The organism is Coleofasciculus sp. G1-WW12-02 (assembly GCF_040219735.1).
GTDB lineage: Bacteria > Cyanobacteriota > Cyanobacteriia > Cyanobacteriales > Coleofasciculaceae > Coleofasciculus.
In genome coordinates, this window is sequence record NZ_JAVJRX010000062.1 from 44,048 (window position 1) to 70,498 (window position 26,451).

Below are 26,451 nucleotides of genomic sequence, written 5' to 3' on the forward strand. Positions count from 1 at the left end.
TTACGAATGACAAAATTTAACCCCCTTCACTCATATCCAATAAAACCTTTAACATACCCTTGGTTTTTGCCTGTTCAACCGCTTTGAGTCCGTCTCGTAAGGGATAATGACCCTGAATTAGGGGTTTCACATCCACTTGTCCTGACGCCAGTAGCTCAAGGGCGGGGGCAAAAGGACCACAACGCGACCCAATCAGGGTAATTTCGTCTACAACTAGAGAAGAGGCATCAAAGGTTAAGTGACCCGCATAAGTACTTTTAAGGACTAAAATACCTCGTGGATGCAAAGCGCGGCGGGCGAGTTCAAATCCAGCCGGATTGCCTGTACACTCTACAGATATATCAAAGGATCGTTTAGCGATCGCATCGGCAAATCCAACTTTAATTCCTCGTGCAGATAAATTTGCCAACTTATCTGGATAACGTCCAATCACGAAAAGGTCACATCCGGTTAGGGCAAGGGTTTGGGCGACTAATTGCCCCAGTTTACCATCTCCAACCACTAATACCCGTTCCCTCGAACTCACCGTGACTTGCTGCTGAATTTCCAAGGCGGCGGCGACGGGTTCGGTAAAGGTAGCCAAATCTGTGGCTAAATTATCGGGAACTCGATGCAAATTCTCTATCGGCAAACAGAGATAGTCGGCAAAAGCACCATGGCGGTTGACAATTCCGAGTACGGTGCGGTTTTCGCAATGGGTTGACTGTCCATTCTGACAATATTGACATTGCCCACAGACGGCGTTAATCTCGCCAACGACTCGTTGTCCCTGCAACTGTGTCGATCCTTGCTCGACTACACCCACAAATTCATGACCTAAAATACCCTTGTAGGGATAATAGCCTCGAATTAATTCCAAATCCGTGTTGCAGATACCCGCCCGGATAACGCGCACCAAGGCTTCCCCTGATGGTGGTTGAGGAATGGGGATATCTTGGCGGAGTTGCAGTTGATTGTTTTCCAGCCAAAGTGCTTGCATTAGGATTAATTTTGGATCAAGATAACTTGATTAGCATTTTATTACGAGATGGAATCAGGTGGATATTCCAGAAGACGTTACCTTTGAAGACGCGATCGCACTTACTCAGTCGTTGATGACGCAACTGTCATCCGGTGAACTCTCCCCCGTAGAAGCCGGTGATGCAATCGCCCAATTGGTGCAAACCAAAAACGGTGCTAGAGGGTTCTTTGTCACCTACCTCACGGCTGACGATAGTTTAGCCGATCATCCCTCACCAGAAGTGATTCAAGCCCTGCAATCCTCACCGGATACCGTTGCTGAATTGTTGGTGAAAAATTTAGCTATGTCAGCAGCGATGGCGATTACCCACCGTCGTAATCAGAATGAAGATATGGCGCAAGGATCAGATCGAGTGCGAATACGAGCGATTCATTTAATTGAAAGAGTTAATTTGCCTCAAGTTCAGGAAAAAGCGGTGGCGTTACGAGAAAGTGCTATAACCGGAGAGGGTAATTATAAGGCATTTCTGGAACGTTGGCAATATGATGCTGAACAACGGGAGATTATGTGGCAAACGCTGGATCGGGTGATTGATTAAGAGTGATTGTCATTTGTCATTCGTCATTTGTCTCCCCTGCTTACCCGGCTTTTCCGCTGAAGTACGCCCCTCCAGCCAATTGACCAAATCGTCTAGACTGGTGAAGTCTAGGAAATCTTCTCCTAAATTTTCCAACTCTGCCAAAGGTAAGTCTTCAACTTGGCTAGTTATTGCCGCTGAGATTTCTCCAAAACGCTTGTTGAGTTGACGTATCACTAGCGCGATCGTTTGTTGAAGTCGTCCTTCTTCTTTTCCTTCTTCTTTGGCATAAGTAATCCGCCCTTTTTCATCTTGCAAGAGCATACCCCGTCGATCAACGATATCTAACTCTTCTGGAGTCATGGTTGCTTGGTTAGCCAGATTTAAAGCCAATTCTATTTCCGATACTTGCCCTAACGTTTCAGGGATATCCTCTAAAGTGGCTGCTTCTTTCAGAAAATAAATCCATTTATCGCTTAAACTGTTTAACTCAGAGAGGGTTTTCTGGAATTTGGGTAATTCCACAAAGATTAACTGCAATTCTTGATCGAGAATTTCAAATTTTTTGGTTTTTTCTTGAAACCCAAATTGGTTGATTACGTCCGCTGTTTGTTTAAACAGGATAAAATCGGTAATCGTTACCGCTATGGCTGGATTAAGCAGCGGGTAATCCTCTCCGGTAGTCAACTGATTCGCGTAGGCTTTGGCGAGGTTGTAAGCCACTCGTTTGTTAAACGCCGTCATTGATGCGACTTGCATTTCGATGACGACAATAGAACCATCCGCTAAAATAGCTTTGACATCTAAATACGTATCTTTTAAACTGAGTATCTGACCGGGATTATAAGGGTTAACAATGGTTAAGGATTGAATAACTGTCTCGCCATCATAAATGATGGCATTGAGAAAGCTGATTAAGATCTCTTTGCTTTGTTCGGAACCAAATATTTTTTTAAAGGCATAATCGACCTTTGGATTAATAAATCTCATAAGTTTCTCCCGATTGAGCATGAAGTGAGGGAAGATAGTTTAATTCTATCTTTAAACGAATAACCCCGACAATTATTCTGTAGAGACGTTGCATGCAACGTCTCTACATCTCATTCATCGTTCACCAAATATCCCCGTGGTGTAATCATCCAATCTCCGTGAAGACGGGTACTTTGATTGCCAATGAGTACAGTGGTGAGCATATCAATGGGGATATCGAGTAATTTGTCAAGTGTGGAAAGGGTGATTTCTTCATCCTCTCGATAAGCCGATCGCACGATCGCGACAGGGGTTTGGGGGGAACGGTGTTGGAGTAAGATGCTATGGGCAATTGCTAATTGTTCGATCCGGGTGCGCGATCGCGGATTATATAAGGCAATGACGAAATCCGCTTGGGCAGCAGCGTTCAGCCGCTTTTCAATCACATCCCAAGGGGTCAACAAGTTACTTAAACTAATCGCACAAAAATCATGCATCAGGGGCGCACCCACGCGAGACGCCGCCGCTTGCAGGGCGGTAATGCCGGGAAAGACTTGTACCCCTGGCATTTTCCCATCCCAACCTTGGGCTTTGAGTTCCTCCAAAACTAATCCCGCCATCCCATAAATACCGCAATCCCCCGACGACACAACCGCCACCGTTAGTCCCCACCGGGCTAACTCAATCGCCCGTTGCGCCCGTTGGCGTTCCTGAGTAATTGGCAGGCGTTCAATAATTTGTCCGGGATGCAAAATTGGAGTAATTAAATCAATATAGAGAGAATAACCGATTACCGCATCAGCCTGAGAGAGTGCCGTTTTTGCTGCTGGCGTTATTTGATCCAACTGTCCAGGTCCTGTACCCACCAAAAACAGTTGTCCAATTCTACCCGTATATTCTCGTTGTGCCACAGCAATCGCCACTGTCACCGCCCCCGGTTGATTGTCCGCCCGCACAATTTGTTTTTGCACCAGTAGGTTCGTAGTCGGCACTTTAGTGCCAGAAGCGCTAAAGCGCTCACTACAAACCAAGGCGGCGGCTTCTGCCACACTGGGAGTACCCACTTCCTGATTCACCACCGTTGAAGGCGTAGGCACATTTACCGAACGCAACACCTCCGCCGGAAAGGTTCGCAAGGGCAAATCACGGGCTTGACAAAATTCCACCAATCCCACTTCCGAGGCTTTAATATCAATCGTGGCAATTCCTGCGATCGCATCTACAGCTAGATGATAACGTTGACAGGTTTGGATTATCGCCGTTTCAATTAATTCTCTCGATGTTCCCCGTTCACAACCAATCCCCACCCATAATACCCGTGGATGCCATTGAATCTTGGGCAAATCAGAGTCTGGAGAAAAGCGACGCTGAGTAAAACTAATCCAAATCCGGGCATTGGCTGAGTTAGAATCAACCGCTTTGTCGCCCCCATCGAATACAAACGGATGTCCTGGGGGGAGGTGCTGTTGCCACAAAGTAGAACCCACCTCTTGGATCACCTCAACCCGTTCACCTTTAGCTACGGCGGCGCTGACACCTGTCCAATCTCCCTCACCCCGTTGCCAACCGAAGGGAATGCCCACCATATCAATAGCGGGTAAATTTAACCCAGTAGAACCCCCGGTTAAAACAGGAGTCGCCCCTAGTTGCAAGGCAATCATCCTCGCCAGTTGATCGGCTTTACCTTGATGTCCACTACATAGACTAATCACAAATTGCCCAGTTTCATCAACAACGATAACCGCTGGATCAGAGGATTTATCCTTTAAAAGCGGGGCGATAAGGCGCACCACCGCCCCCGTTGCCAAACAGAAAATAAAAGCGCGGTGGTTTTGCCAGAGGGAGGCGATGTGGGATTTCAGAGAACCCTGGTAGAACGACTCGGTGGGAACATCCTTCCGTTCAGGGGTATGAACAGACTCAGGAAGCCACAACATCAACCGGGCTGTATGGCACAGAGGCTGTAGGGTTTGGGCGGCGGTAGGAGTCGTTGCGATCGCAACTAGAGGGTGAAAGTCTTGAAATAGCAACACAGCGTCTTTAGAATATCAACATCAGGACAACTTTAATCATTTTCTGGCAACTCACCAAACTGTTCTTGATAACGCGCTAACAATTCCTCTGGCGTTAAAATCCGATTTCCTCTCTCGTCAAACCAATACAACCACTCGCGCTGCAATCCTCGATGACTGCCGATTCCCCGACCAATTCCCAACCCAATTTCTGGCATCCAGAATGGTTCACCAATTTGACGTTGATACCTGCTATTAACTAAGCGATAAACTTCAAATGTCTCCTGTTGATCTCTGCGCCAAAAATCGGGATTATAGATGACGTAATATAAAACCCCCAACTTGGAATAAATTGATAATTTATCATCATACTCTCCCCCTGGTGTTTGAGAGACGATTTCTAAAATAAAAATCGGAATGATATCATTTTCTTCCCACACCACATAACTTTTACGTAGCTGATTTGCTCGAATCCGTTCAACGCCCAAACTCAAAAAACCATCCGGCACAATCGGAACTCTGGGATTGATTCCAGTCGTATGGTAAATTCCCATATTCACCCCAAAGAACCAATCAAAGCGCTGACCCCATAAGAAACCGAGAATCAACCCTAATAAATTGGTCACGAGAGTATGAAGTTCATTATCCACAGGCAACCCATCAGAGTCAGGCAATTCATCGCTCGTTGGTAAGCGGAGCTTGGAGTCAGATTTTACCATACCCGTATCCCTCTCAACTCTGCTTTTATCTTAACTTAAAGACTGAATTTATCTCCACCGACCTAATTAAATAAAATATAGTCGCTTCATCTGATGTCAAGGATATTTTTAATAAAAAATCAATCTGGACATTTTTACAATACATAGGTACTATAAAAAATAAGCGGAAATAAAGATTATTAATGTTAGGGGTAGACTGAGAATATGGCTAGCACTCATACAGGTATCGAGTGGACAGACCGAACATGGAACCCCACAACTGGCTGCAACAAAGTTAGTCCTGGTTGTACCCATTGTTATGCTGAAGCACTAACTAAACGGTTTCATCATAATTTTCCTAATGGATTTGATTTAACCCTGCATCGGGAACGAATAAAAGAACCCTTGCGTTGGCGCAAGCCAAGTCGCATTTTTGTCAACTCGATGAGTGATCTTTTTCACAAAGACGTACCTATCGAATTTCTCAAAGACGTGTTTGATGTGATGGGTCAAACGCCTCAGCATATCTATCAAATTTTGACCAAACGACATGAACGTTTAGTTGAGTTGGCTCCTCAGTTAGAATGGCATAAAAATATTTGGATGGGGGTATCGGTTGAAAATCAGGACTATATTCACCGGGTTGATTTCCTGCGAAAAGTTCCAGCAAACGTGCGCTTTCTCTCTTGTGAACCGCTTCTGGGTGATTTACATCTTGATTTAACGGATATTCATTGGGTTATTGTTGGTGGCGAATCGGGAAATAGATATCGTCCGATGAAGTTAGAGTGGGCGCAAAGTATTCGTGACCAATGTCAGAGGTTTGGTGTGGCATTTTTCTTTAAACAATGGGGAGGTAGAACTCCAAAAGCTGGAGGAAGAGAACTAGATGGAAAGATTTGGGATGAGATACCGTTAGCTTGGAAACAACACCAACAGCAATGGGGGGAAGACAGTAGAATATGCGGTACATCGATAAGGGCGCAAGCCTTGCGCCCCTACATTCATTCCGGTGTACCTCACCTGCAGAGGAACCGCTATAATAGTTTGTTAACAATGGGATTTTAGCTCAAATCCATGCTACTCTAATAGCCAGTATCTACAGATGAAATAAGCTTATTCGGCTAAACTCATCTTGAACAGGCTGCTCTACCAATAGTCAGACTGAGTAGAGATTACCTATGCATTATAATATTTGGGATTTTTTCTGTACAGAAGAAAATTATCCCTATTGGCAGGAGCAAATTCAACAGTCTCAGGAATTTAATCGGATAACCTGGGAAAAAATCCGTGATTTTTTGTGTGTTATAGAGCGACATAACCCGTTGAGTCATCAATTGTTACAAGCTCATAACCTTGAGCAGTTTATCCAAATTGCTAGAAATAACGGTTATCAGTTGACTCAAGAAGAACTTGCCTGGTTTGTGATTATTCAGAAACAAATCTGGGATTGTTTAGCCCTGGCGCAAAAAACACCTTCTCTGAAGAAACAGCTACTATCTAGCCAGAATCCAGATGAGTTTATCCAAATTGCAGTCGAGCAGGGTTATTATTTTACTCAAAAAGAGTTAGCTTGGTTATTGATAGATATCAAATCATCGTCAAGTCTAGTTAGTATAAATAACAGCACAGGGGATGCTTTTTTTATAGCCAATATTGGCAGAATCGTAATGGGATCTTGGATGGGACTTGCGGAAAGGTGGGGATTAGTGCCACCCTTATGTAATATGAAGCAACCTGGAAATGGAATATTTGGAGATGAAAATGACCCTTTCTTTTTAGATCGCTGTTTCCTACCTAGCGGATATTTAAACCAACGCTTAATGATAAACTATTGAGCAAAAAACCGAAAATAGGGTCAGGTTAGTAAAGTTAATCATTGGTAAAGTCCTATTATTTTCTACCCATTTTAGCGGCTTGTTGAATCGTCTCTAGGGTTAACACCCCGATCACTTTTCCTTCATCCATGACAGACAATCTCTGACTACCTGTCTGTAAGAGGAGGGATAAAGCCTGACGCAAATTCTCGTGAGGCGCGATCGCACGCTCCCCCTGATGCGGATAATCTGAAGAAACTCGCTGCATTGCCGCCTCCACCCGCCGTAAACTTAACTGACGAAACAGATCATCAGCCCCCATTAACTCCCGGACGAAATCATTAGCAGGACTTGTCAGAATATTTAACGGCGTATCAAATTGTAAAATCTTACCTTTTTGCAAAATCATAATCTTATCCCCCAGACGCAGCGCTTCCTCAACATCATGGGAGACAAACAGAATTGTTTTGTGTACCTTCCGCTGAATTCGTAAGATTTCGTCTTGCAGAGATTGGCGAGTAATCGCGTCAATAGCACCAAAAGGTTCATCCATTAACATGAATTTAGGATCACCAGCCAACGCCCGCGCCACACCAACGCGCTGCTGCTGTCCTCCAGATAGCTGTGCCGGATACCGATTCCGGTAAACTTGAGGGGGTAGTTCGACTAGCTGCAATAACTCATCAACACGAGACTGGTATTTTGGGCGTGACCATCCCAAAAGCTTGGGAACAACTGCAATATTCTCCGCCACCGTTTTATGGGGAAATAAGCCCGACTGCTGAATCACATAGCCAATTTGCTGACGCAGCTTCGTGACTTTCATTTGGCGGATGTTGACCCCATCCAGATAAATCGCGCCGGATGTAGGTTCATACAGTCGATTGACCATCTTGAGAACGGTAGTTTTACCACACCCCGATGGACCTAAAATTACCACCAGTTGACCCGCTTCAATGTCGCAGGTTACTCCATTTACGGCGGGTTGGGGTGTCCCTGGAAATTGGAGACGAACTTGATCAAAACGAATAGCACTCACTGATTTGGCTGATTTTTGTTAAAGTTAGCTCATTCCATTTGACAAATTACAAATGATAAATGACCAATGACCAATGACCAATGACCAATGACCAATGACCAATGACCAATGACCAATGATATTTTAATTCTCTCCAATGGTCCGGGTGAAGTCACCACATGGGTACGTCCTGTGGTCAAAGCATTGCGCCAGCAGCTAGGATGCGATCGCGCATTGATCCGAATCTCGGTTATCCTGTCTCCTTGTCCCAACGCCACAGGCAAAGAAGCCCAGATTGTTCAATCCTATCCCGAAGTAGACCGAGTGCAAGGGGCACAGCATTTCTTTGGCTTCTTACTCTGGGGGAAAACTGCCGAAAACTGGGACTGGCGCGATCGCGGCGTGGTGGTATTCTTAGGCGGCGACCAATTTTTCCCCGTCGTGATTGGCTCTCGCTTAGGATATCGTACCGTTGTTTATGCCGAATGGGATGCCCGTTGGCATCGCTGGATTGATCGGTTTGGCGTGATGAAACCCGATATCATTACCAAAGCCCCAAAAAAGTATCGCCACAAGTTAACCGTAGTCGGAGATTTAATGGCAGATGTGGCATTCGTAGGGGCTGTAGGGGCGAAGCATTCGCGCCCGGGTTTCTCGGTTTTATGCCAACACAAGAGCGCGAATGCTTCGCCCAATCACCAATCACCAATCACCAATCACCAATCCCCAATCACCAATCCCCAATCACCAATCCCCAATCCCCAATCCCCAATCCCCAATCCCCAATCCCCAATCCCCAATCCCCAATCCCCAATCCCCAATCACCAATCACCAATCCCCAATCCCCAATCATCAATCCCCAATCCCCAATCCCCAATTGAATGGATTGGGTTACTTCCAGGGTCAAAACCTGCCAAACTGATTCAGGGAGTACCGCTAGGGTTAGCTATTGCTGAACACATTCACAAAGCTAGACCCCAAACCCGTTTTGTGATTCCTGTTGCACCAACCTTAGATTTAGTCACCCTAGCCCGTTTTGCTGATCCCCAGGAAAATCCCTTGATTCAGAAATTAGGATGGGGAGCGGCGAGATTGGTGATCCGAGATGAAGCAGATACTACAGACGCGACACTCATAATGGCGAGTGGTTTAACGGTAGAACTGACAACCGAATTTCCCGCCCATGACATATTATCCCAATGCTGTTTGTGCTTAACCACAGTGGGAGCAAATACGGCAGAATTAGGTTCCCTTGGTGTACCGATGATCGTGTTATTACCCACCCAGCAACTGGATGCAATGCGGGCTTGGGATGGATTAGCCGGATTATTCGCCCGGTTACCTGGGGTAGGGACAAGCAATGCTAAGCTGATTAATTGGCTGATTCTGCAACAAGGACGCCTATTTGCGTGGCCCAATATTTGGGCAAAAGCAGAAATTGTGCCAGAAGTCGTGGGTCAACTGAAACCCCAGGATGTGGCACAATTAGTACTTGAGTATTTAGAGCATCCCGAAAAACTCGAACAGATGCGATCGCGCCTGCGGGCAGTTCGGGGTGAATCGGGTGCAGCCCAAAAGTTAGCGCAATTGGTGCAAGAGGAACTCACCCATGACAAATGACAAATTACTATTTTGGAGTTAACGTGTCAACCATAACCCTAGTAGTGATATCATCCTCCTACAGGGTAATCACATCACCGACCGACGTTGCCCATCGTCTTCTGCTATTGGGAGTCCCCTATTGTATTGGAGCTGTAAGCTATCGTGAACGCGACTGAAACCCAAACCCTACCAGCGCTGCAAACTGAAGTGTCTCGGCTTCGGGAAGAGTTACATCTGAGAGATCAGCTCGTGCAGCAGCTCTCTCAAGAGCTATTTCGCTTGGTTAAAGGCAATGCGAACTTCAAACCGCCAGCCGAGGTTTCTGAGCGTCATCAAGCCCAAATGCGAGTCTTGCGAGAACAGTTGCAAGATGTGGAGCAGCAAGTTAGATTTTACCAAGAGCAGATTACGACTCGCGATCAAGAAATTTATCAGTTGCGCCAGTCCGTGCAAGAATTAACCGATCGTTCTCGTATGTTGGAGCAGGTGGTTCAGGAGCTACCCCAAATTTATCGTCAGAAGTTTGCTGAACGCATGGCGCCTGTGAGAGAGAAGGTGAGCAGACTACAACGGGAGAATCGCCAACTTCATGCTGAGTTGCAAAGTGTCAGCTATCGGCTAGCGGTCAAGAATCGCAATATTACCCATGTTGACTTACCCAGTTTCGGTCGTCCCAGTAATAGCCCAATTCCTACGTTTGGTAGCATCTAATATAAAAAATAAGGCTGCATTTGTTTCTGATATCTGCTTTGGCAAGCTTGTTAAGTGATGGGTATTTGAAGCCGCACTTGACGTAACTACAGTTATAGCAGTAGACACATAACTTAGGAAAAATCAACTGCGGTAGAGACGTTGCGGCAAAACGTCTCTACTCAATAATCTGTTCTAACCAATACCAGCAGTTGCTATTATTTCCATCACATATTCTTTTGCAAGGGGAGCATAACTTTCCTATCGTAAGGCAGATGTATTGGACATACTACCTTCGTTGAAATGAAGGCAGGCAAGATCCGAGCTTTTGGGCTAAACGGCAGCCCAACCCAAAAAATAGTCAGAGATTTAGCCTCTAACCGTTACGGTTAGCTGGCTAACTTGCCTGTTCGTTTAATTTTTTTCAATTGAAGAGAAGATAGGAGTTCAACTTCATGCCATTACTATCCACAGAAGAACTCAAAACTCTGGTTACACAGCCAGAAGGATTGTGTGTTTCTATTTTTATGCCTACCCATACGGCAGGTCCGCAAATCAAACAAGATCCCATTCGTTTCAAGAATCTCATGGGGAAAGCTGAAGCCCAGCTAGTTGAGCAGGGTATGCGCTCAGCCGATGCCCAAGAAATGCTTAAAAGCGCTCAAGAGTTGGATCGTGATCACTTTTGGCGTCATCAGAATCAGGGACTTGCTCTGTTCATCGCCCCCAATTTCTTTCGCTATTACCGTCTACCCCTGGATTTTGAGGAGTTAGTCGTAGTCGGTGAGCAATTTCACCTCAAGCCACTGATGCCACTGCTGACGGGCGATGGGCGTTTCTATATTTTGGCACTGAGTCAAAAGAAGGTGCGACTTTTAGTAGGAGGGCGCGATCGCATTCGGGAAATTCAGCCTGAGGAGGTTGACAATCTGCCAGAAAGTCTGATGAGTGTGCTTCAGTATGAGGATTCTGAAAATCAGACCCAATTCATGTCCTCACAAACCTATTCCCCTGGTGGATTACCGGGTTCAGATCCGGGAACACTCCATGGACGAGGTGTGGATGAAGATCACGAAAATCAGATTGTGCGCTTTTTGAGCAAAGTGAATAAAGGGATACGGGAGTTTCTACAGGATGAGACTGTCCCGCTAGTGCTAGCCGGTGTAGATTATCTCCTCCCGATTTATAAACGAGTGAATTCTTACCCCCATCTTCTGGAAGAAGGCATTACGGGCAATCCAGACCTCTCCAAGCCAGAAGAACTCCATACTCAAGCCTGGGCAATCGTTCAGCCTACGTTTCAACAGGCAGAGAAAGAGGCAATTGACCGCTTCAGAGAATTTTCTGGAAATAATCAGGAACAAGCCTCTGATGCCCTGAAAGAAGTAGTGCAGGCGGCTTATAATCGACGCATTGATTCGTTGTTTGTCGCCCTAGACCATCAGCAGTGGGGTAGCTTTGACCCACAGAGCAATACGGTGCAGCTACATGAGCAACACCAGGCTGGTGACCAAGATTTATTGGATTTAGCCGCGGTTTATACCGTTTTGAATGGTGGAACTGTCTTTGCTGTAGAACCAGATCGAGTGCCAGCTCAATCACCGATAGCTGCAGTTTTCCGTTATTAATGGCTTGGTCGTTAGCGCTCGTGATGAATCATCGGGCAACAATAAGTAAATTTGCTTGCTTGAAGGATTGATTGAAAGTACCCTATTGATGTTACGATTCCCATCAGTGCCGTGGGTCACACGGGAATCGTCAAGACGCCATGCGTCGCATTGTGTGTGAGGAAGTTCGATAAAGGGATGTTTTTGTCCGTGATAGACGCAAAATTAACTTCTGGGCGCTCGTTTAATTTAACGGGTTCGAGCCTCTTGACGTTACTAGCCGTTGGCTTGAGTCTGGGATCACTCATTCTAGATGGGTTGGGGGAACGCTCCCTTTTCGCCGGAGTCTCCATAACCTTGCCGTTGTTGATTTGTGCCGTACTGAGTTCGGCGCTGGGATATTGGGTTGTTCCTTTTCTGCAAAGGCTGAAAATGGGTCAGATTGTCCGGGAGGATGGTCCGCAAACCCATTTACAAAAAGCTGGCACCCCAACCATGGGTGGGGTGTTTTTTGTACCCGTGGCGGTAATGGTGGCTCTATTTTGGTCGGGATTGGCACTGGGAGGGCAAGAGTTTGTCAACGTCCTCGTTGTATCCGTTGTGACCCTGGCTTATGGGATGATTGGCTGGTTGGATGATTGGCAAATTATCCGCCGCCGTTCTAATAAAGGGATTTCCCCTCGCCTAAAATTGGCACTGCAAATCAGCGTGGGGTTGATGTTTTGTATCTGGCTAGCGGCAAGTCAACCGATTAGTATTACCGCGATCGCACTGCCGTTTGGTATCGTTTTACCCTTAGGATTACTGTTTTGGCCCCTAGCCCTGTTTGTTCTGGCGGCGGAAAGTAATGCCACGAATCTTACCGATGGGGTAGATGGATTAGCTGGAGGGACTTGTGCGATCGCGCTTTTGGCATTGGCTGCGATCGTTTCCCCAACTTCACCGGGTTTAATGGTGTTCTGTGCCTGTCTCAGTGGTAGTTGTCTGGGGTTTGTCGCACATAATCGCCACCCAGCCGCTGTGTTTATGGGAGATACGGGTTCCCTCGCTTTAGGCGGCGCCCTGGCGGCGGTAGGACTATTGAGTCAGAATCTCTGGTGTTTATTTGTTCTCAGTGGCATTTTCTGTTGGGAATCGATCTCTGTGATTGCCCAAGTTGCCTATTACAAAGCCACAAAAGATGATGCTGGGATAGGCAAACGGCTGTTTAAAATGTCACCGTTTCATAACCATTTGGAATTAAGCGGTTGGTCAGAAACCCAAATTGTGGGTGCGTTTTATTTGACAGGTGGGCTGTTAGCGTTGATGGCTTTAGGATTGCAGTCCGGCTTTTGAGCGATGGTTAAGTCAATCTGTAACCAGGCTTTTTAATCAGGGCGGGTTTTGTTGTTCAGTTATTTCAGCAATGCGGAGTGTAGTTCCTAAACCCGCCCCTACAATGGACTGATTACCTATTGTGAGCGCTAGCTTTAGTGACGTTAGCACACAGTATCAGGTCAAGTTTTGGCACAATCAAAAACAGATGAACTTACCCATTCAGTGCTTATGGCTTCCACTGTTGTGATTACTGGCGCGTCTCAAGGTAGCGGTAAAGCCACTGCCAATCTATTTGCCCAAAACGGCTATTCTGTTGTTCTCGCCGCCCGTCAACCTGAGCGATTAGAGGCGGTAGCCCAAGACATTCGCGCCAAGGGAGGCGACGCCTTGGCTATTCCCACCGATGTCACTAACCCAAAACAGGTGCAAGAATTGGTGGATTTTCCTATCTCGAAAAACTGGCTCAATTATTAACGTCGGTTCCTCTTGATGACCTGGATGATGAAACTTACCAACCGCAGCTAACCCGACAAGAATCTACTATACACAAACTCTCTTTTTTACCATATACGTGTAAGCAGGTTTAATCAAAAAATCGGCTATTTAGAAGCTCCCTAGGAGACAAGAATAATGGGATTGCTTCTAAAAAAACCTTAAATAATAGTCTGATATCGTGGTAAAAATCAAGTGCTTAACCACTTATTCCTGGTTGTGCTTGAGACTAAGCTTTGCCAGCAGAGAAGGGGTACAGATGCTTTAACACAGTAAAAGACGGCAAACACAACTGATTCATTACGGTTCGCCCCAATCCTTGATACCGTCGAGTTTCTTACATTAGACACAGCGCAAGACATCAGCACAAAGTTAACCGTTGATTATTGTTAATGGGAGAGCGACTAAAACTAGCAATCACCAAATCGAACCGTCCCATCTCAGGTTCGGGAACCCCCCCTTCATGAGACGGGCTAACCGAGTTCAGTATAGAGATTGGTAGCCGAAGCAATATTGAAGCTCCCAAAGGCTGCTGATTGAGCCAAGTTAAGGTTCAACAGTCATGCTCCCCGACTTCTCCAGTATTTGTAGTTAAGCGAACTTGGAACACTCTTATGGCAAAAGTAGTTGGAATTGATTTAGGTACGACAAACTCCTGCGTAGCCGTCATGGAAGGTGGTAAACCCACCGTGATTGCTAACGCCGAAGGCGGACGTACAACCCCTTCAGTTGTGGCTTATGCCAAAAATGGCGATCGCCTCGTGGGTCAAATCGCCAAACGTCAGGCGGTGATGAACCCGGAAAATACATTCTACTCAGTCAAACGCTTTATTGGGCGTAGACATGGCGAAGTCACCAATGAAGCTACTGAAGTCTCTTATAAAGTCCTCAAAGTTGGCGATAACGTCAAACTTGATTGTCCCTCTCAAGGCAAACAATTTGCGCCTGAAGAAATTTCGGCTCAAGTCCTACGTAAGTTAGTCGATGACGCCAGTAAGTACCTGGGCGAAACGGTAACTCAAGCCGTGATTACCGTTCCCGCCTACTTCAACGACTCCCAGCGTCAAGCCACGAAAGACGCAGGTAAGATTGCTGGCGTTGAAGTCTTGCGGATTATTAACGAACCCACGGCGGCTTCTCTCGCCTATGGCTTAGACAAAAAGAGCAACGAAACGATTTTGGTCTTTGACCTTGGTGGTGGAACCTTTGACGTATCCATCCTGGAAGTCGGTGATGGTGTCTTTGAAGTATTATCTACCTCCGGTGACACTCACTTGGGTGGTGACGACTTTGATAAGAAAATTGTCGATTACCTCGCCGCTGAATTTCAGAAATCCGAAGGGATTGACTTACGCAAAGACAAGCAAGCTCTGCAACGTCTAACGGAAGCGGCGGAGAAAGCCAAAATTGAACTCTCCAGCGTTACCCAAGCCGAAATTAACCTACCCTTCATCACCGCTACCCAGGAAGGTCCCAAGCACCTGGATATGACCTTGACTCGGGCGAAGTTTGAAGAACTCTGTGCGGACTTAATTGATCGGTGTCGCATCCCAGTTGAGAATTCGGTGCGCGATGCCAAAATTGATAAAAGCGCGATTGATGAGATTGTCTTGGTTGGAGGTTCAACCCGGATTCCGGCGGTAAAAGAGGTAGTCAAGCGGGTATTGGGTAAGGAACCCAACCAAACTGTAAACCCAGATGAAGTGGTTGCAGTTGGCGCAGCGATTCAAGCGGGTGTTTTGGCGGGTGAAGTTAAAGACATTCTGCTACTGGATGTTACACCTCTATCCCTGGGTGTAGAAACCTTGGGCGGTGTAATGACTAAGATTATCCCCCGCAACACCACCATTCCCACCAAGAAGTCAGAAACCTTCTCAACGGCTGTTGATGGTCAAACCAACGTAGAAATCCACGTTCTCCAAGGTGAACGGGAAATGTCCGGCGATAACAAGAGTCTGGGGACTTTCCGTCTCGATGGTATTCCCCCAGCACCGCGCGGCGTTCCCCAAATTGAAGTTACTTTTGATATCGACGCCAATGGTATCCTGAACGTTACGGCGAAGGATAAAGGTACGGGTAAAGAGCAATCAATTAGCATTACTGGCGCATCCACCCTCCCCAGTGAAGACGTTGATCGCATGGTTAAGGAAGCCGAAGCCAATGCGACGGCGGACAAAGAGCGTCGTGAGAAAATTGATCGCAAGAACCAAGCCGATTCTCTGACGTATCAAGCTGAGAAGCAGATTAATGAATTGGGTGATAAAGTCCCAGCAGCTGATAAGACTAAGGTTGAAGGCTTGATTAAGGATCTGCGAGATGCGGTGTCTCAAGAAGACGATGAAAAGATTAAGACGCTGACTACGGAATTGCAACAAGCTCTCTACAGCATCAGTGCTAACTTGTATCAACAAGCGGGTGGTCCTGAAGCCGGTGCTGCTCCCGGTGGTGCTGGTGCTCCAGGTGAAAATGAAGCTGGTGCTGCTCCCGGTAGTGAATCCGGTGGTGGTGATGATGTCATCGACGCTGAATTCTCGGAAACGAAATAGCAGGTTAGGGTTAGAGGTTAGCCAGAGGCTAGCCTCTATTTTTAAGCATTATCAGCGACGCCAGTTCTTCAGAAGGCGTCGCTTTTTATTATGTAGGTTTTGGCTTGCTTGGTGTTCTAAGCCTCTTGTTCAAGGCTCTACCTGCTGCAACAGTGGCAATAGCATGTGAAAAAAGCCAAAATGACAGATGTAACCTTCTTGACCACAGAAATGGTATCAGAGCTTGAAAATCTATTTGCAGCCGATCAAAGCCAAGCCGTTGAACGAGCTGCACAGGAAATCTTCCAAACCCTGATTCAGAAAAATCAGTATGTGGGTGAGGTATACTCCATTAGTTACGAAGCAGCCTTGGTTCAAATACATGACCGTCATCGCATGGATGTGGGTGGAATTCCAAGTCTGAGTTTCCTGATTGCTACCCGTGTTAATCCAGAAGAGGCGATTGACTACACAACTGAAGATGCTTCTGTAATCCTGTTGCGTGTCATGGATGCTGCACCACTTCCTAATGCCGTAGAAGCAGAACGGGTTAGAGTAGAGGCAGCACAGAGAGCAAGCGATCAGGAGAAACACTGGGATGATCCAGATATGATGGATGGCTGGACTCATCGACTTCTATCTTTTGCTGGTGTTAAGTGTAGAGTGATTGGCACTTTCTTCTTAGATCAGACTCCTGGCAGTGAAACAGCCGACTCACTAGTCCTTCGCTTTGGTAGTGACCTTTCAAATTACTATCCTAATCGGGGTTTGAAAGTTTACAAACCCAATGACAAGGCTTTATCGCTCATTGTAAATTATCACGATCCGGATCGCAAGAAGGAACAGCAAACCAATCAAACAGTAACAGTTGGGCAAATACGTTATGCTTCTACCAATAGAGCATTCCAGGGTATCTCAAATGTAGATGTTAAACTTCTGCCCGCAGATTTACTAGGACAAAAGACAGCTCTTTTTGGAATGACTCGAACTGGTAAGTCTAACACCACTAAAATAATCCTTCAATCTGTCTTTAATCTAAGGTTTTCACGAGAAAAGCAATTACGGATAGGGCAAATAGTATTCGATCCGAATGGTGAGTACGCTAATGAAAACGAGCAAGATGCCAACCAGCAGAAAAATCCTTCAGCTATAAAAAACCTTTGGAAATCTCACCCGGATGGTCAGAAAGAGGATGTTGTTACTTACGGAATTCTACCACATCCAAATGACCCTAATCGCAAGCTGATGCTTGTAAACTTCTTTGCTGATGATACTCTCCAAGTCGGCAAGACTATCATTGATGCTACGCTAGCAGCCGATAGCTCTAAGTACATCCAAAACTTCCGACAGGTTGCTTTTACTCTTCCGGACGAGAACGACATAAGTGCTATGACACGCTATAAGCGCCGCGTTCTTGTATATCGTTCATTACTAGCTAAAGCTGGCTTTGATCCTCCTAAAAGCCTTAATCCCAACATTAAAGGGTTGTTTAATCAGAAACTTATTCAAGCTTTAAAGGATAGTGAAGTTGATAATCAAGTTAACCACAAGGCAGCGGCAGCTATTCTTAGTAAGCCCAACCCTAAATGGTCAGAGCTAGGTGTTGCATTTGAATATCTTTACGACTTTATGACTGACAAAAATAGTGGTTATAAAGATTTCGAGAACTGGTATATGATGGAGAAGCCTAAAGCATCAGGAGATCCTTGGGCTGATGAAGATTTGAAAAAACTTCTGGAAATGTTCAGCCGCCCTAACGGTTCCAAACAAATTGGTAAAGTGCTTAACCAGCACACTAGCAGCACAACTTCTGATTATGCTGTAGAAATATATCAATACTTGAAAGATGGAAAATTAGTTATTGTTGACCAATCTAGTGGCGATCCTGAAGTGAATCAATCCTCAGCAGATAGAATTATGTGGCATATATTTCAGCAAAATCAAAGCCTATTTCGTGAAGGAAAAGAGAACATTCCCGAAATTTTAGTCTATCTAGAAGAAGCCCATAATCTCCTGCCATACGGAACAGATATGGATCTAAAAAATGTTTGGGTGCGTACAGCCAAAGAAGGAGCCAAGTATCACATAGGCATCGTTTATGCCACTCAGGAGGTTAGTAGTATCCAACGTAACATTCTCAAAAATACTGCTAACTGGCTGATTGGACACTTGAATAATACAGATGAAACCAAAGAACTTCGTAAATACTATGATTTTGCTGATTTTGAAGCATCAATCCGTCGCGCTCAAGATCGAGGTTTTTTAAGGGTTAAGACCTTGAGTAATCTTTTTGTTATTCCTGTTCAAGTCAATAAATTCGAGGTCTAATCCATGCCATACGAAGGAGAATTTGCCAACTATAGACCCCTACGCCGTCTTGTAGAGAGTGAGCGTGTTAATAAGCTACTTGGCAGTTATAAAATCCGAAGCACTTCCGAGCAGCTAGAGTCACTTCAATCTCTCAGTCCAATCAAGTTTCAGCCTGGTGATTGGACCCCCAACTATCTAATAGCTATAGATGGAAGCCATGCAGAAGTAGATATCAAAAATGGTTTTCCTGGTGCTGAGGCTTCCTATGTAACAGTAGCTTCTGTGATTCTGGATGTTGCCAAAATCAAACAACTCGATCAGCAACGTCCTGTTAATCCGAAGGAATTCCGGACAACAGAGAAAGCGGAATCAATTGACTGTGCATTACCTGGATGTAATATCATCACAGAGGGTGAAACCTCAGCTAAAGCTTCACTTAGGAAATCAATTTTTGAAGTTTTTAGCTCTGTTCGGATGTCTTCTGAAGGTGAATCACTGTTAGATACCTACGAGGCGCTTCTGAAGTACAAACCTACTACTGAACGTAAGCAGGAATGTCCATACGAAGATTGTTCAAGAGAATACCAGCGCGGGAATGGCAAATATCCCTGTCCCTGTGAGCTGTCGCGCTCCCTATACTCTACTGATGCCCTGCGTATACACGAACGAATGAATCCAGCAGGGACAAACGGTGCTATATTTGCTGAGATTATGCAAGTGTGGGAACGAGTTTGGGTTGTGCATATTTTAAGAACACTGGAAGCGAAAAACTGGCTGTCTAGTCTGCGTAGGCTTGCAATTGTACTAGATGGTCCTCTTGCTGTGTTCGGACAACCTGCCTGGATAAGTCAGGCGATTTGTCAAGAACTCTCTAGAATTAACACGGTAGCCAAGAAGGTAACAGGAGGAAAAGATATTCTTCTTATTGGAGTTGAAAAGACAGGTACATTTGTACAGCATTTTGAAGATATAGACCGCCAAGAAGATGGAGGATATGGGTCTTTCCCTTGTCAATCCATTGCATTACTAACTGATGACTACATCAAGAACAACATTATTTTTTCCGATAGCCAAAGACCTTATGGAGATGCTACATACTTTGGACGGAAGTTATTCTACAAAACCAAATCGGGTGCACGGCTAGTGGCTAGCTTACCCTTCCTTACAGATAATCATAAAGACTTAAAAAGGGCTGAACCGTCCCAGTATCCACGTCTTGCAGATGCAGTCGGGCTTCTCGATCAACTTGTATCCTCACGATTTCCCAATGCTCTTGCACCATTGGTTTCAGCCAATGCAGAGGCAGCTATACCTTTAAGTCTTGGAAACAAGGTATTGGAACGCCTTGCCAAGGAACTTATCACCAACGAGGGAACATGAAGGTCACATCGACTAACCCATTGAGTCTGAGTACAGCCACAGGTCGATGGTCTGGCTTGGGTCCATACTATGCGATGTTCCCTCGAGAATTTGCTTTTAACGTCATAGAAACCTATTCAAAGCCTGGAGACGCTGTCCTTGATCCATTTGCAGGTCGTGCAACCAGTATCTATGCGGCTGCTGCCATGCAAAGGTTAGGCTGTGGCATTGAAATCAATCCCGTTGGTTGGCTTTATGGTTATGTAAAATTAAAGCCAGCTCTGAAAAGGAATGTGTTGCGACGCATCAAAAATATTGGTGAAATAGCTAAATTAATTGATTCAAAAAAAATCGATGATCTACCAGAGTTTTTTTCAGTTTGCTACTGCCCTAATGTATTGCGATATCTTGTTGTTGCTCGTGACGAACTGCGGTGGAGAAACAGTATAGTTGATGCCACTCTAATGGCAATTATATTAGTTCATTTGCATGGCAGGCGAGAGCAGTCATTATCAAATCAAATGCGCCAAGGAAAGTCTATGGCTCCAGACTACTCAGTTCGTTGGTGGAAAAATAGACAATTGCTCCCGCCAGAAGTTGAGCCAGTAGAATTCCTTATTCAACGCCTTGAGTGGCGCTATAGGCATGGAATCCCCAATTTAAGGAAAAATGGAACCATTATACGTGGAGATAGTCTATCATTTCTGAGTGGAATAAAAAATAAAGTTTCTAATGGAGAAAAGAAACCTTTTGATCTTCTATTTACTTCACCGCCTTATTATAAACTAACAAATTACCATTATGATCAGTGGTTGCGTCTTTGGATGCTTGGGGGACCCAATCAACCCACTTGGATAAGTGAGAAGTGGAAAAACCGATTTGAATCAAAGAGCGCGTATTGTGATTTGTTGTATCGGGTTTTTAGGGGGTGTGCTGAAATTATGGCAAGTACGGCAATCGTTTATGTCAGAACTGACGCCAGAGAGTTTACTAAGACAACAACACTGGAGATTCTCCGTGATATTTTTCCTAAAAAATCCCTTGAGATAGTGTCTAAGCCATTTATTAAGAATACTCAGACAGCACTATTTGGTGATAAATCAAAAAAACCCGGTGAAATTGATATTATCATGCGATAATGTAGCATTTATGTTCATTAGCCAGTACGGTGGGTTAGACGGTGTTTAATTAATGCAACAAACCATTGAATGAACCCGCCGTCGTAACCCACCGAGTTATCCGGCAAATCACTGCTCAAAAAAACCCAATGAATCTCTTGATTTCTGCGGTGATTTCAGGTACTATTTCATCATCGGAAAATGTGCGCTCCTATAACCCCCTTTTCAAGAACATTGGCATCCCTGACTATAAACTCCTAAATCTCAGAATTCTTCTCCCTGAACTTACACCTCAGCCGTTTAGATCCCCCTAAATCCCCCATGCAAAAAAAGCGAAGCAACATCTGGTCTCCCCCGTACAACAAAGGCGAAGCATCCGCTGGCTTCCCCCATGGAACAAAAAGCGAAGCATCCGCTGGTCTCCCCCATGGAAAAAAACGCGAAGCATCCTCTGGCTTCCCCCTTTTTAAGGGGGACGGGAGGGGGATCAAAAAGGGGGACGGAAGGGGGATCAAAAGGGAAGAGGGAGATCTACAAGGGGGACTAGGGGAGATCTCTTACTAAGTAAGGGTTTCAGTTTTAAGTTGACACCAATAGCACGGAGTGTGCGCCCCTACCAATCAAACCACTAATGTATTTAAGGTTAACTGGTTGGGTTTCGTTCCTCAACCCAACCTACTACTAGCGAATCAAACCACCAATGTATTTAAGTAAATTTAGGACATTATATAAGTCATCTTCTGGTTTAAGGATAGAAAACGCCTGAGATAAACTATACTGGGGTTGATCTTGCCCAGTTAGCTTGACAAAAACAAATTCTCTGCCATTCACCAATAAACCAAACCTGGGTTGTTTTCTGTTCCCATCACTCAGCATATAAGCCAGGGCTTGAGGTAAAGCCGTCATCACATCAAATTTAGTCGCCTTGGATTCAATCACCAATATCCACAACCGTTGCTGTACGACTAACACATCAATACTACCTTTAACGATAATGCCTTCATCTTCAGCCGAAATTTGAATCGAGGTTTCCGTTTCAATGGTAAAGGGGGGCTGATAAAATCCGGCTAAATCCAGTAAAGGAGACAGCACAACCATTTTGACTGCCTCTTCTGACATGAAACGGTATCGAGTTAAATTCAAGTAATTGCTGCGGATGCGGTTTAATGCTTGCTTTTCAGATTCGGTAACCGTGACATCACTCACCCATTCCGTAAAACAAGCGTCTTCGGTTAACTGTAAATCAAATGCTGTTTCTAAATCGTAGAGACTGAGTTCTTTGGCAAAGATTGTTTGTACCATCGTATTATTCCCCTTGGGGAGAGACTTATTTTTATTTTAAAATCAGATTAGCTAAAGAGGGATAAATCCCTCACTACGAAGCAAATCTATCGCACCAAATTAGCTGGGTTGCGCCCTACAGATAAAGGCTAGGCGTAAGTCCTATTCAAGTTATACGACGGGTTGTGTCGAGATAAATTTAATTATATTAAACTCTGTAAAAATTTAATTATCTGTCCCGCCCCCCTGGTAGAAATGTGGGAATGCTGCGAGATAATGGAGAAAATGGGAAAAACCTTCTCGTCAACGACTTCCGCTATAAAGATAGAGACTTTATCCTTATCGACGAAAGCCATAACCTCCGCAATCCTAGCACCCAACGCTACAAAGTCGTAGAAACCTTCCTCGCCACTGGGAAACAAGATAAAAGGCTATCAGCAGTTATTTTTAATTTCCGATAATTGTTTGTAGTGAAGCCTTGGTTTGACGGAAACAGGGGGAGCAATGTAGAGACGTGCCATGGCACGTCTCTTAGCTGGGGGAGATGAGGGAGAGAAGAATTTTCTCAATGAACAATGAATAATGAACCATGAACCATGACCTAACTCACTACCCCTACCCTTCAACACGACGGGTGATTATGGGTAAGCATTGTGCTGTCGCCACCAGCCAACCCCTCGCCACATTAGCGGGGATGGAGATGATTTGGGCGGGGGGGAATGCCGTTGATGCGGCGTTAGCGATCGCGATCGCACTCACGGTAGTTGAACCCACCTCTAACGGAATCGGTTCTGACACCTTTGCCTTAGTCTGGGATGGTCAGTTACATGGACTCAACGCTTCCGGTAAAAGTTCTCAAGCCTTAAGTTTAGACCATTTTACCGGGATGGAAGATATCCCCCAACGGGGTTGGTTACCTGTCACCGTACCCGGATGCGTCTCGGCTTGGCGAACATTATGGCAACGGTGGGGAAAATTACCCTTTGAGCAGTTATTTGCCCCGGCGATTCGCTATGCTCGGTCAGGATATCCCGTTTCCCCGGTTACCGCAACGGCTTGGAAACAAGCTGAGGCGATTTTCCTCCCCCTGAAGGGGCGAGAATTTGAGCCATTTAAATCTGTATTTTTCCCCAATAACCGGGCGCCGCATCCGGGAGAGGTGTGGGGAAGTGAGGCTCATGCTCACACCTTAACCCAGATTGCTCAAACTGGCGGTGAATGCTTTTATCAGGGGAATATTGCTGACGCGATCGCGAACTTTGCGGCTGATACAGGTGGCTTATTAACCGTGGCAGATTTCGCCGCCCATCAAGCGGATTGGGTTAACCCCATTTCCACAACCTATCGAGACTTACGGGTTTGGGAAATTCCCCCCAACACCCAAGGATTAGCCGCATTAATCGCCTTGAATATATTAGAAGGATTCGACTTAAGTCAATATCCCCGTGACTCGGTGGAAAGCTATCACCTGCAAATTGAAGCGATGAAACTGGCATTTGCCGATGCCAAGCGTTATATTGCAGACCCTCGATTTATGGACATGGCAGTTGAGCGACTCCTGGATAAAGACTATGCCCAAACCCGTCGCCAGTTAATCACACAAACCGCAATTCCCTTAGCCCAACCCGGTTTAGCCAAAGGCGGAACCGTCTATTTAGCCGCCGCAGATGGCGAGTTGATGGTGTCGTTGATTCAATCGAATTATCAAGGGTTTGGCAGTGGGATTCTGATTCCGGGTACGGGGATTGCCCTGCATAATCGGGGGTGTGGTTTCACCTTAGAAACAGGTCATCCTAATCAAGTCGCGCCCGGGAAACGTCCCTATCATACAATTATTCCCAGCTTTCTCACCCAAGACGGTCAACCCTTAGGACCCTTTGGCGTAATGGGGGAATATATGCAACCCCAGGGACATCTACAAATGGTAGTGAATCTGGCAGATTATGGCATGAATCCCCAAGCGGCACTGGATGCCCCTCGATGGCAGTTTATCGCCGCAAATCAGGTACTTTTGGAGCCAACTGTACCTGCTGAGGTTGCCTTGGCACTCGCCCAACGGGGACATGACATTGAAAGGAGTGCCGATGGGAAACGGTTTGGCAAGGGTCAGATGATTTTACGGCAGGGAGGCGTTTTTGTTGCGGCGTCTGAACCCCGTGGAGATGGATTGGCGTTGGCGCAGTAGTTGCGGTAGGGAGGTTATTGGAGCAGGGCTGTAGGGGCGGGTTTAGACACTCAATGTTGAATCCCACCGATAACATCTGTAGCAAAACCCGCCTTTACTAACCCCAAATTACTACAATACAACACGCTTATAGTCAACCCCTGGCAATATTTTTTTACACGTCTTTAAGTAAATACATGGCTGGGCGAGAAAATAATTCCTTAGTAGAGGAGTAGAAAAATGCAGAAATTGCACGAATTATTAAGGGTTTGGCGAATTGTTACCCTATTTTAGTCAATAATATTGCCCAATATATAATATTATACCCCAAATCGACAAATCGCTGGAACCCCCATAATCTCGTCAATTTATTGGGGAAATGCCTCAAAAACAGGAGTTTATGAAGTTTTGTTACAAAGGCGGTATCATTTAAATGTTTAAACTATTGGACTGTAGGGTATCGCGTAAGTTTATTAGTTTCTGGTGTATGTAGTACCTGATGGTTATCCGGAAACGAACATTCTGCACTCTGAAAGCATGGTTTGGTATAACCACAGTTAGTGGCGCTTAGTAAGTAATAATTGATCAATTGAATACTGAAAATCGGCGACGATTTGAGAATGGCGTATAAGGGTTAAAATCTAGAAGGAGATGCTGGTAATCTATGTCTCATTGATTCAGCCCTGTGTAAGATTGTCATTAATTTGTCATAACCTTGTCATACCATCTTTCTAGAGTAGGGAGTGAAGCGAGTTCCCTCCAGATTATGCACGGTTCCAATAACTCAATGATTCTCCTAAATGAGCAAGTTATAGAAATTGACGAAATTACCCGCAAGCGTTGGGAACGGGATATTTATAGCCGTTTTCAGGAAGCTAGAGAACGCTTTCCGGAATTTTTTCCCTGCTTTGAAATCAGAAACTATCCGGTCAACGGATTATATTATTCTATTCACTTTAAGCCGTTGACCCAATACGCTAAACGATTAACCCACCATACTGCCGATTTTCCACATACCGAGCAATTTAAACCCATTGAAATGCTGTGGAATGAATACGGCAAAAGTGAATTAGACATTTTATTTGAACGCTTCCCCACTCAGCGAGCCTTAAAACCTGCCAAACTAGGGTGGGCAAATCCTTTGGGGGAATTTTTCTAGCTTTAATGATTTCAATAACTTCTGTTAAAAGTTCCCTCTATTAATTAATCTGGACTGACAAATTCAGGTTCAACATCCTGCATTTTGGGCAAGAATTTTTCATCTCGGTAGACCCAGGCGATTCCCAGTGGATCTCTCGATTGACTCCATTGTTCAAAGTCTGGAGCCGAACGCATTCTCTTGAGTAATCGATCGCCACATTTGAAGCGCTTGCAGAGTTCTCTGGCGCTGTGGGGTCGGGTTGGGGGAGGAGAAACGGTTGCGATCGCGCCTTGCTCTTGCTTAGAGTTTCCCGTCCCTATATCAGATGCTATCTCGTCCAGGGAATACCCCACCAAGGGCATATCCCGGCTATATAATCCCTTTTGTTTGTGATATTGAATAATCGACTCTCCCGCAAACCAATCTAGGGCTGTACGCACCCAGAAACATCCCGGAACAGAGGACATTTCTAGGCACACAGGTGTTCGTTCACCCGTACTCTGAGCAACCAAGTGATGAGTGGGTTTAAACATTCCCTTTTCCGGTTTTCGGGTTGCTGATGCTTTCTTCTTCCTCGGCGCACAGTTGAGGCAGTACTTTGGTGGTGTACCCGGATAGCACTCGCGAGTTGTCGCCTGATGGCACTTCGCACATATAAATGTGACGGGGCGGGTATAGATGGTTCTCGCGTGGGCGCGAACAATAAACGTTTTGGAGGGCATTGGTGTAGAATAATCAGTATTGTATTGTAATATTTAAATGTTACATTCCTGTAGGAGTAGGGCTGTAGGGG

General features: G+C 45.4%; 22 protein-coding genes. 15 read left to right on the forward strand and 7 right to left on the reverse strand.

The annotated features are described in order from the left end of the window. Positions 1-16: 16 nt before the first annotated feature. On the reverse strand, positions 17-979 hold the full coding sequence (locus RID09_RS10960; protein ID WP_446335977.1) for an MDR/zinc-dependent alcohol dehydrogenase-like family protein: 963 nt from the start codon (positions 977-979) through the stop codon (positions 17-19). Between the two features lie 58 nt (positions 980-1,037). Here RID09_RS10960 and RID09_RS10965 point away from each other — a divergent pair, with 58 nt between their 5' ends. Continuing rightward, a complete protein-coding gene (locus RID09_RS10965) occupies positions 1,038-1,559 on the forward strand; it encodes a hypothetical protein (protein ID WP_446335978.1) in 522 nt (173 codons plus the stop codon). A 9-nt stretch (positions 1,560-1,568) separates the two neighbouring features. Here RID09_RS10965 and RID09_RS10970 read toward each other — a convergent pair whose 3' ends face one another. From RID09_RS10970 to RID09_RS10980, 3 genes are all read right to left on the reverse strand, one after another. Further along, positions 1,569-2,528, reverse strand: coding sequence for an Rpn family recombination-promoting nuclease/putative transposase (locus RID09_RS10970; RefSeq protein ID WP_446335979.1), 960 nt, complete (start codon positions 2,526-2,528; stop codon positions 1,569-1,571). Positions 2,529-2,638: 110 nt separating this feature from the next. Next, positions 2,639-4,540 (reverse strand): precorrin-3B C(17)-methyltransferase, encoded by a 1,902-nt coding sequence (cobJ, locus tag RID09_RS10975; protein WP_446335980.1) that lies wholly within the window; start codon positions 4,538-4,540, stop codon positions 2,639-2,641. Positions 4,541-4,572: 32 nt separating this feature from the next. Continuing rightward, positions 4,573-5,238, reverse strand: coding sequence for a Uma2 family endonuclease (locus RID09_RS10980; RefSeq protein ID WP_446335981.1), 666 nt, complete (start codon positions 5,236-5,238; stop codon positions 4,573-4,575). A 204-nt stretch (positions 5,239-5,442) separates the two neighbouring features. On the opposite strand from RID09_RS10980, the gene RID09_RS10985 reads away from it, so the two are divergent. Together RID09_RS10985 and RID09_RS10990 are read left to right on the forward strand one after the other, a co-directional pair. Next, positions 5,443-6,285 carry a DUF5131 family protein gene (locus RID09_RS10985; RefSeq protein WP_446335982.1) on the forward strand — a complete coding sequence of 281 codons (843 nt, stop codon included), beginning with the start codon at positions 5,443-5,445 and terminating at the stop codon, positions 6,283-6,285. Between the two features lie 113 nt (positions 6,286-6,398). After that, the gene (locus tag RID09_RS10990) at positions 6,399-7,055 is read left to right on the forward strand and encodes a Nif11-like leader peptide family natural product precursor (protein WP_446335983.1); all 657 of its coding nucleotides are present in this window, start codon (positions 6,399-6,401) and stop codon (positions 7,053-7,055) included. Positions 7,056-7,110: 55 nt separating this feature from the next. Here RID09_RS10990 and RID09_RS10995 read toward each other — a convergent pair whose 3' ends face one another. Beyond that, positions 7,111-8,073: an ABC transporter ATP-binding protein gene (locus RID09_RS10995; protein WP_446335984.1), complete on the reverse strand. Its 963-nt coding sequence runs from the start codon at positions 8,071-8,073 to the stop codon at positions 7,111-7,113. Between the two features lie 108 nt (positions 8,074-8,181). Here RID09_RS10995 and RID09_RS11000 point away from each other — a divergent pair, with 108 nt between their 5' ends. From RID09_RS11000 to RID09_RS11040, 9 genes are all read left to right on the forward strand, one after another. Next, positions 8,182-9,672, forward strand: coding sequence for a lipid-A-disaccharide synthase (locus RID09_RS11000; RefSeq protein ID WP_446335985.1), 1,491 nt, complete (start codon positions 8,182-8,184; stop codon positions 9,670-9,672). A gap of 144 nt (positions 9,673-9,816) precedes the next feature. Beyond that, positions 9,817-10,365, forward strand: a complete 549-nt coding sequence (locus RID09_RS11005; protein ID WP_446335986.1) for an Npun_F5560 family protein — start codon at positions 9,817-9,819, stop codon at positions 10,363-10,365. Positions 10,366-10,799: 434 nt separating this feature from the next. Beyond that, positions 10,800-11,972, forward strand: coding sequence for a baeRF3 domain-containing protein (locus RID09_RS11010; protein WP_446335987.1), 1,173 nt, complete (start codon positions 10,800-10,802; stop codon positions 11,970-11,972). 192 nt (positions 11,973-12,164) lie between these two features. After that, positions 12,165-13,286: a phospho-N-acetylmuramoyl-pentapeptide-transferase gene (gene mraY, locus RID09_RS11015; RefSeq protein WP_446336039.1), complete on the forward strand. Its 1,122-nt coding sequence runs from the start codon at positions 12,165-12,167 to the stop codon at positions 13,284-13,286. 210 nt (positions 13,287-13,496) lie between these two features. Further along, on the forward strand, positions 13,497-13,742 hold the full coding sequence (locus RID09_RS11020) for an SDR family NAD(P)-dependent oxidoreductase (RefSeq protein WP_446335988.1): 246 nt from the start codon (positions 13,497-13,499) through the stop codon (positions 13,740-13,742). A gap of 632 nt (positions 13,743-14,374) precedes the next feature. After that, complete coding sequence (dnaK, locus tag RID09_RS11025) at positions 14,375-16,306, forward strand: molecular chaperone DnaK (RefSeq protein WP_446335989.1); 1,932 nt, start codon at positions 14,375-14,377, stop codon at positions 16,304-16,306. A gap of 180 nt (positions 16,307-16,486) precedes the next feature. After that, positions 16,487-18,613: a helicase HerA domain-containing protein gene (locus RID09_RS11030; protein WP_446335990.1), complete on the forward strand. Its 2,127-nt coding sequence runs from the start codon at positions 16,487-16,489 to the stop codon at positions 18,611-18,613. 3 nt (positions 18,614-18,616) lie between these two features. Further along, entirely contained in the window at positions 18,617-19,975 is a 1,359-nt protein-coding gene (locus tag RID09_RS11035) for a DNA double-strand break repair nuclease NurA (RefSeq protein WP_446335991.1), read from the forward strand. Beyond that, positions 19,972-21,093, forward strand: coding sequence for a DNA methyltransferase (locus RID09_RS11040; protein ID WP_446335992.1), 1,122 nt, complete (start codon positions 19,972-19,974; stop codon positions 21,091-21,093). The genes RID09_RS11035 and RID09_RS11040 overlap by 4 nt, the downstream gene beginning before the upstream one ends. Before the next feature lie 660 nt (positions 21,094-21,753). Here RID09_RS11040 and RID09_RS11045 read toward each other — a convergent pair. After that, positions 21,754-22,374 (reverse strand): type I restriction endonuclease, encoded by a 621-nt coding sequence (locus tag RID09_RS11045; RefSeq protein WP_446335993.1) that lies wholly within the window; start codon positions 22,372-22,374, stop codon positions 21,754-21,756. A gap of 242 nt (positions 22,375-22,616) precedes the next feature. On the opposite strand from RID09_RS11045, the gene RID09_RS11050 reads away from it, so the two are divergent. The 3 genes from RID09_RS11050 (at position 22,617) to RID09_RS11060 (ending at position 25,676) form a co-directional block, all read left to right on the forward strand. After that, the gene (locus RID09_RS11050) at positions 22,617-22,814 is read left to right on the forward strand and encodes a hypothetical protein (protein ID WP_446335994.1); all 198 of its coding nucleotides are present in this window, start codon (positions 22,617-22,619) and stop codon (positions 22,812-22,814) included. Between the two features lie 128 nt (positions 22,815-22,942). Further along, positions 22,943-24,538, forward strand: a complete 1,596-nt coding sequence (locus tag RID09_RS11055; protein WP_446335995.1) for a gamma-glutamyltransferase family protein — start codon at positions 22,943-22,945, stop codon at positions 24,536-24,538. 694 nt (positions 24,539-25,232) lie between these two features. Continuing rightward, positions 25,233-25,676, forward strand: a complete 444-nt coding sequence (locus RID09_RS11060) for a hypothetical protein (protein WP_446335996.1) — start codon at positions 25,233-25,235, stop codon at positions 25,674-25,676. 44 nt (positions 25,677-25,720) lie between these two features. Here RID09_RS11060 and RID09_RS11065 read toward each other — a convergent pair whose 3' ends face one another. Further along, the gene (locus RID09_RS11065; RefSeq protein WP_446335997.1) at positions 25,721-26,380 is read right to left on the reverse strand and encodes a hypothetical protein; all 660 of its coding nucleotides are present in this window, start codon (positions 26,378-26,380) and stop codon (positions 25,721-25,723) included. Positions 26,381-26,451 lie beyond the last annotated feature (71 nt).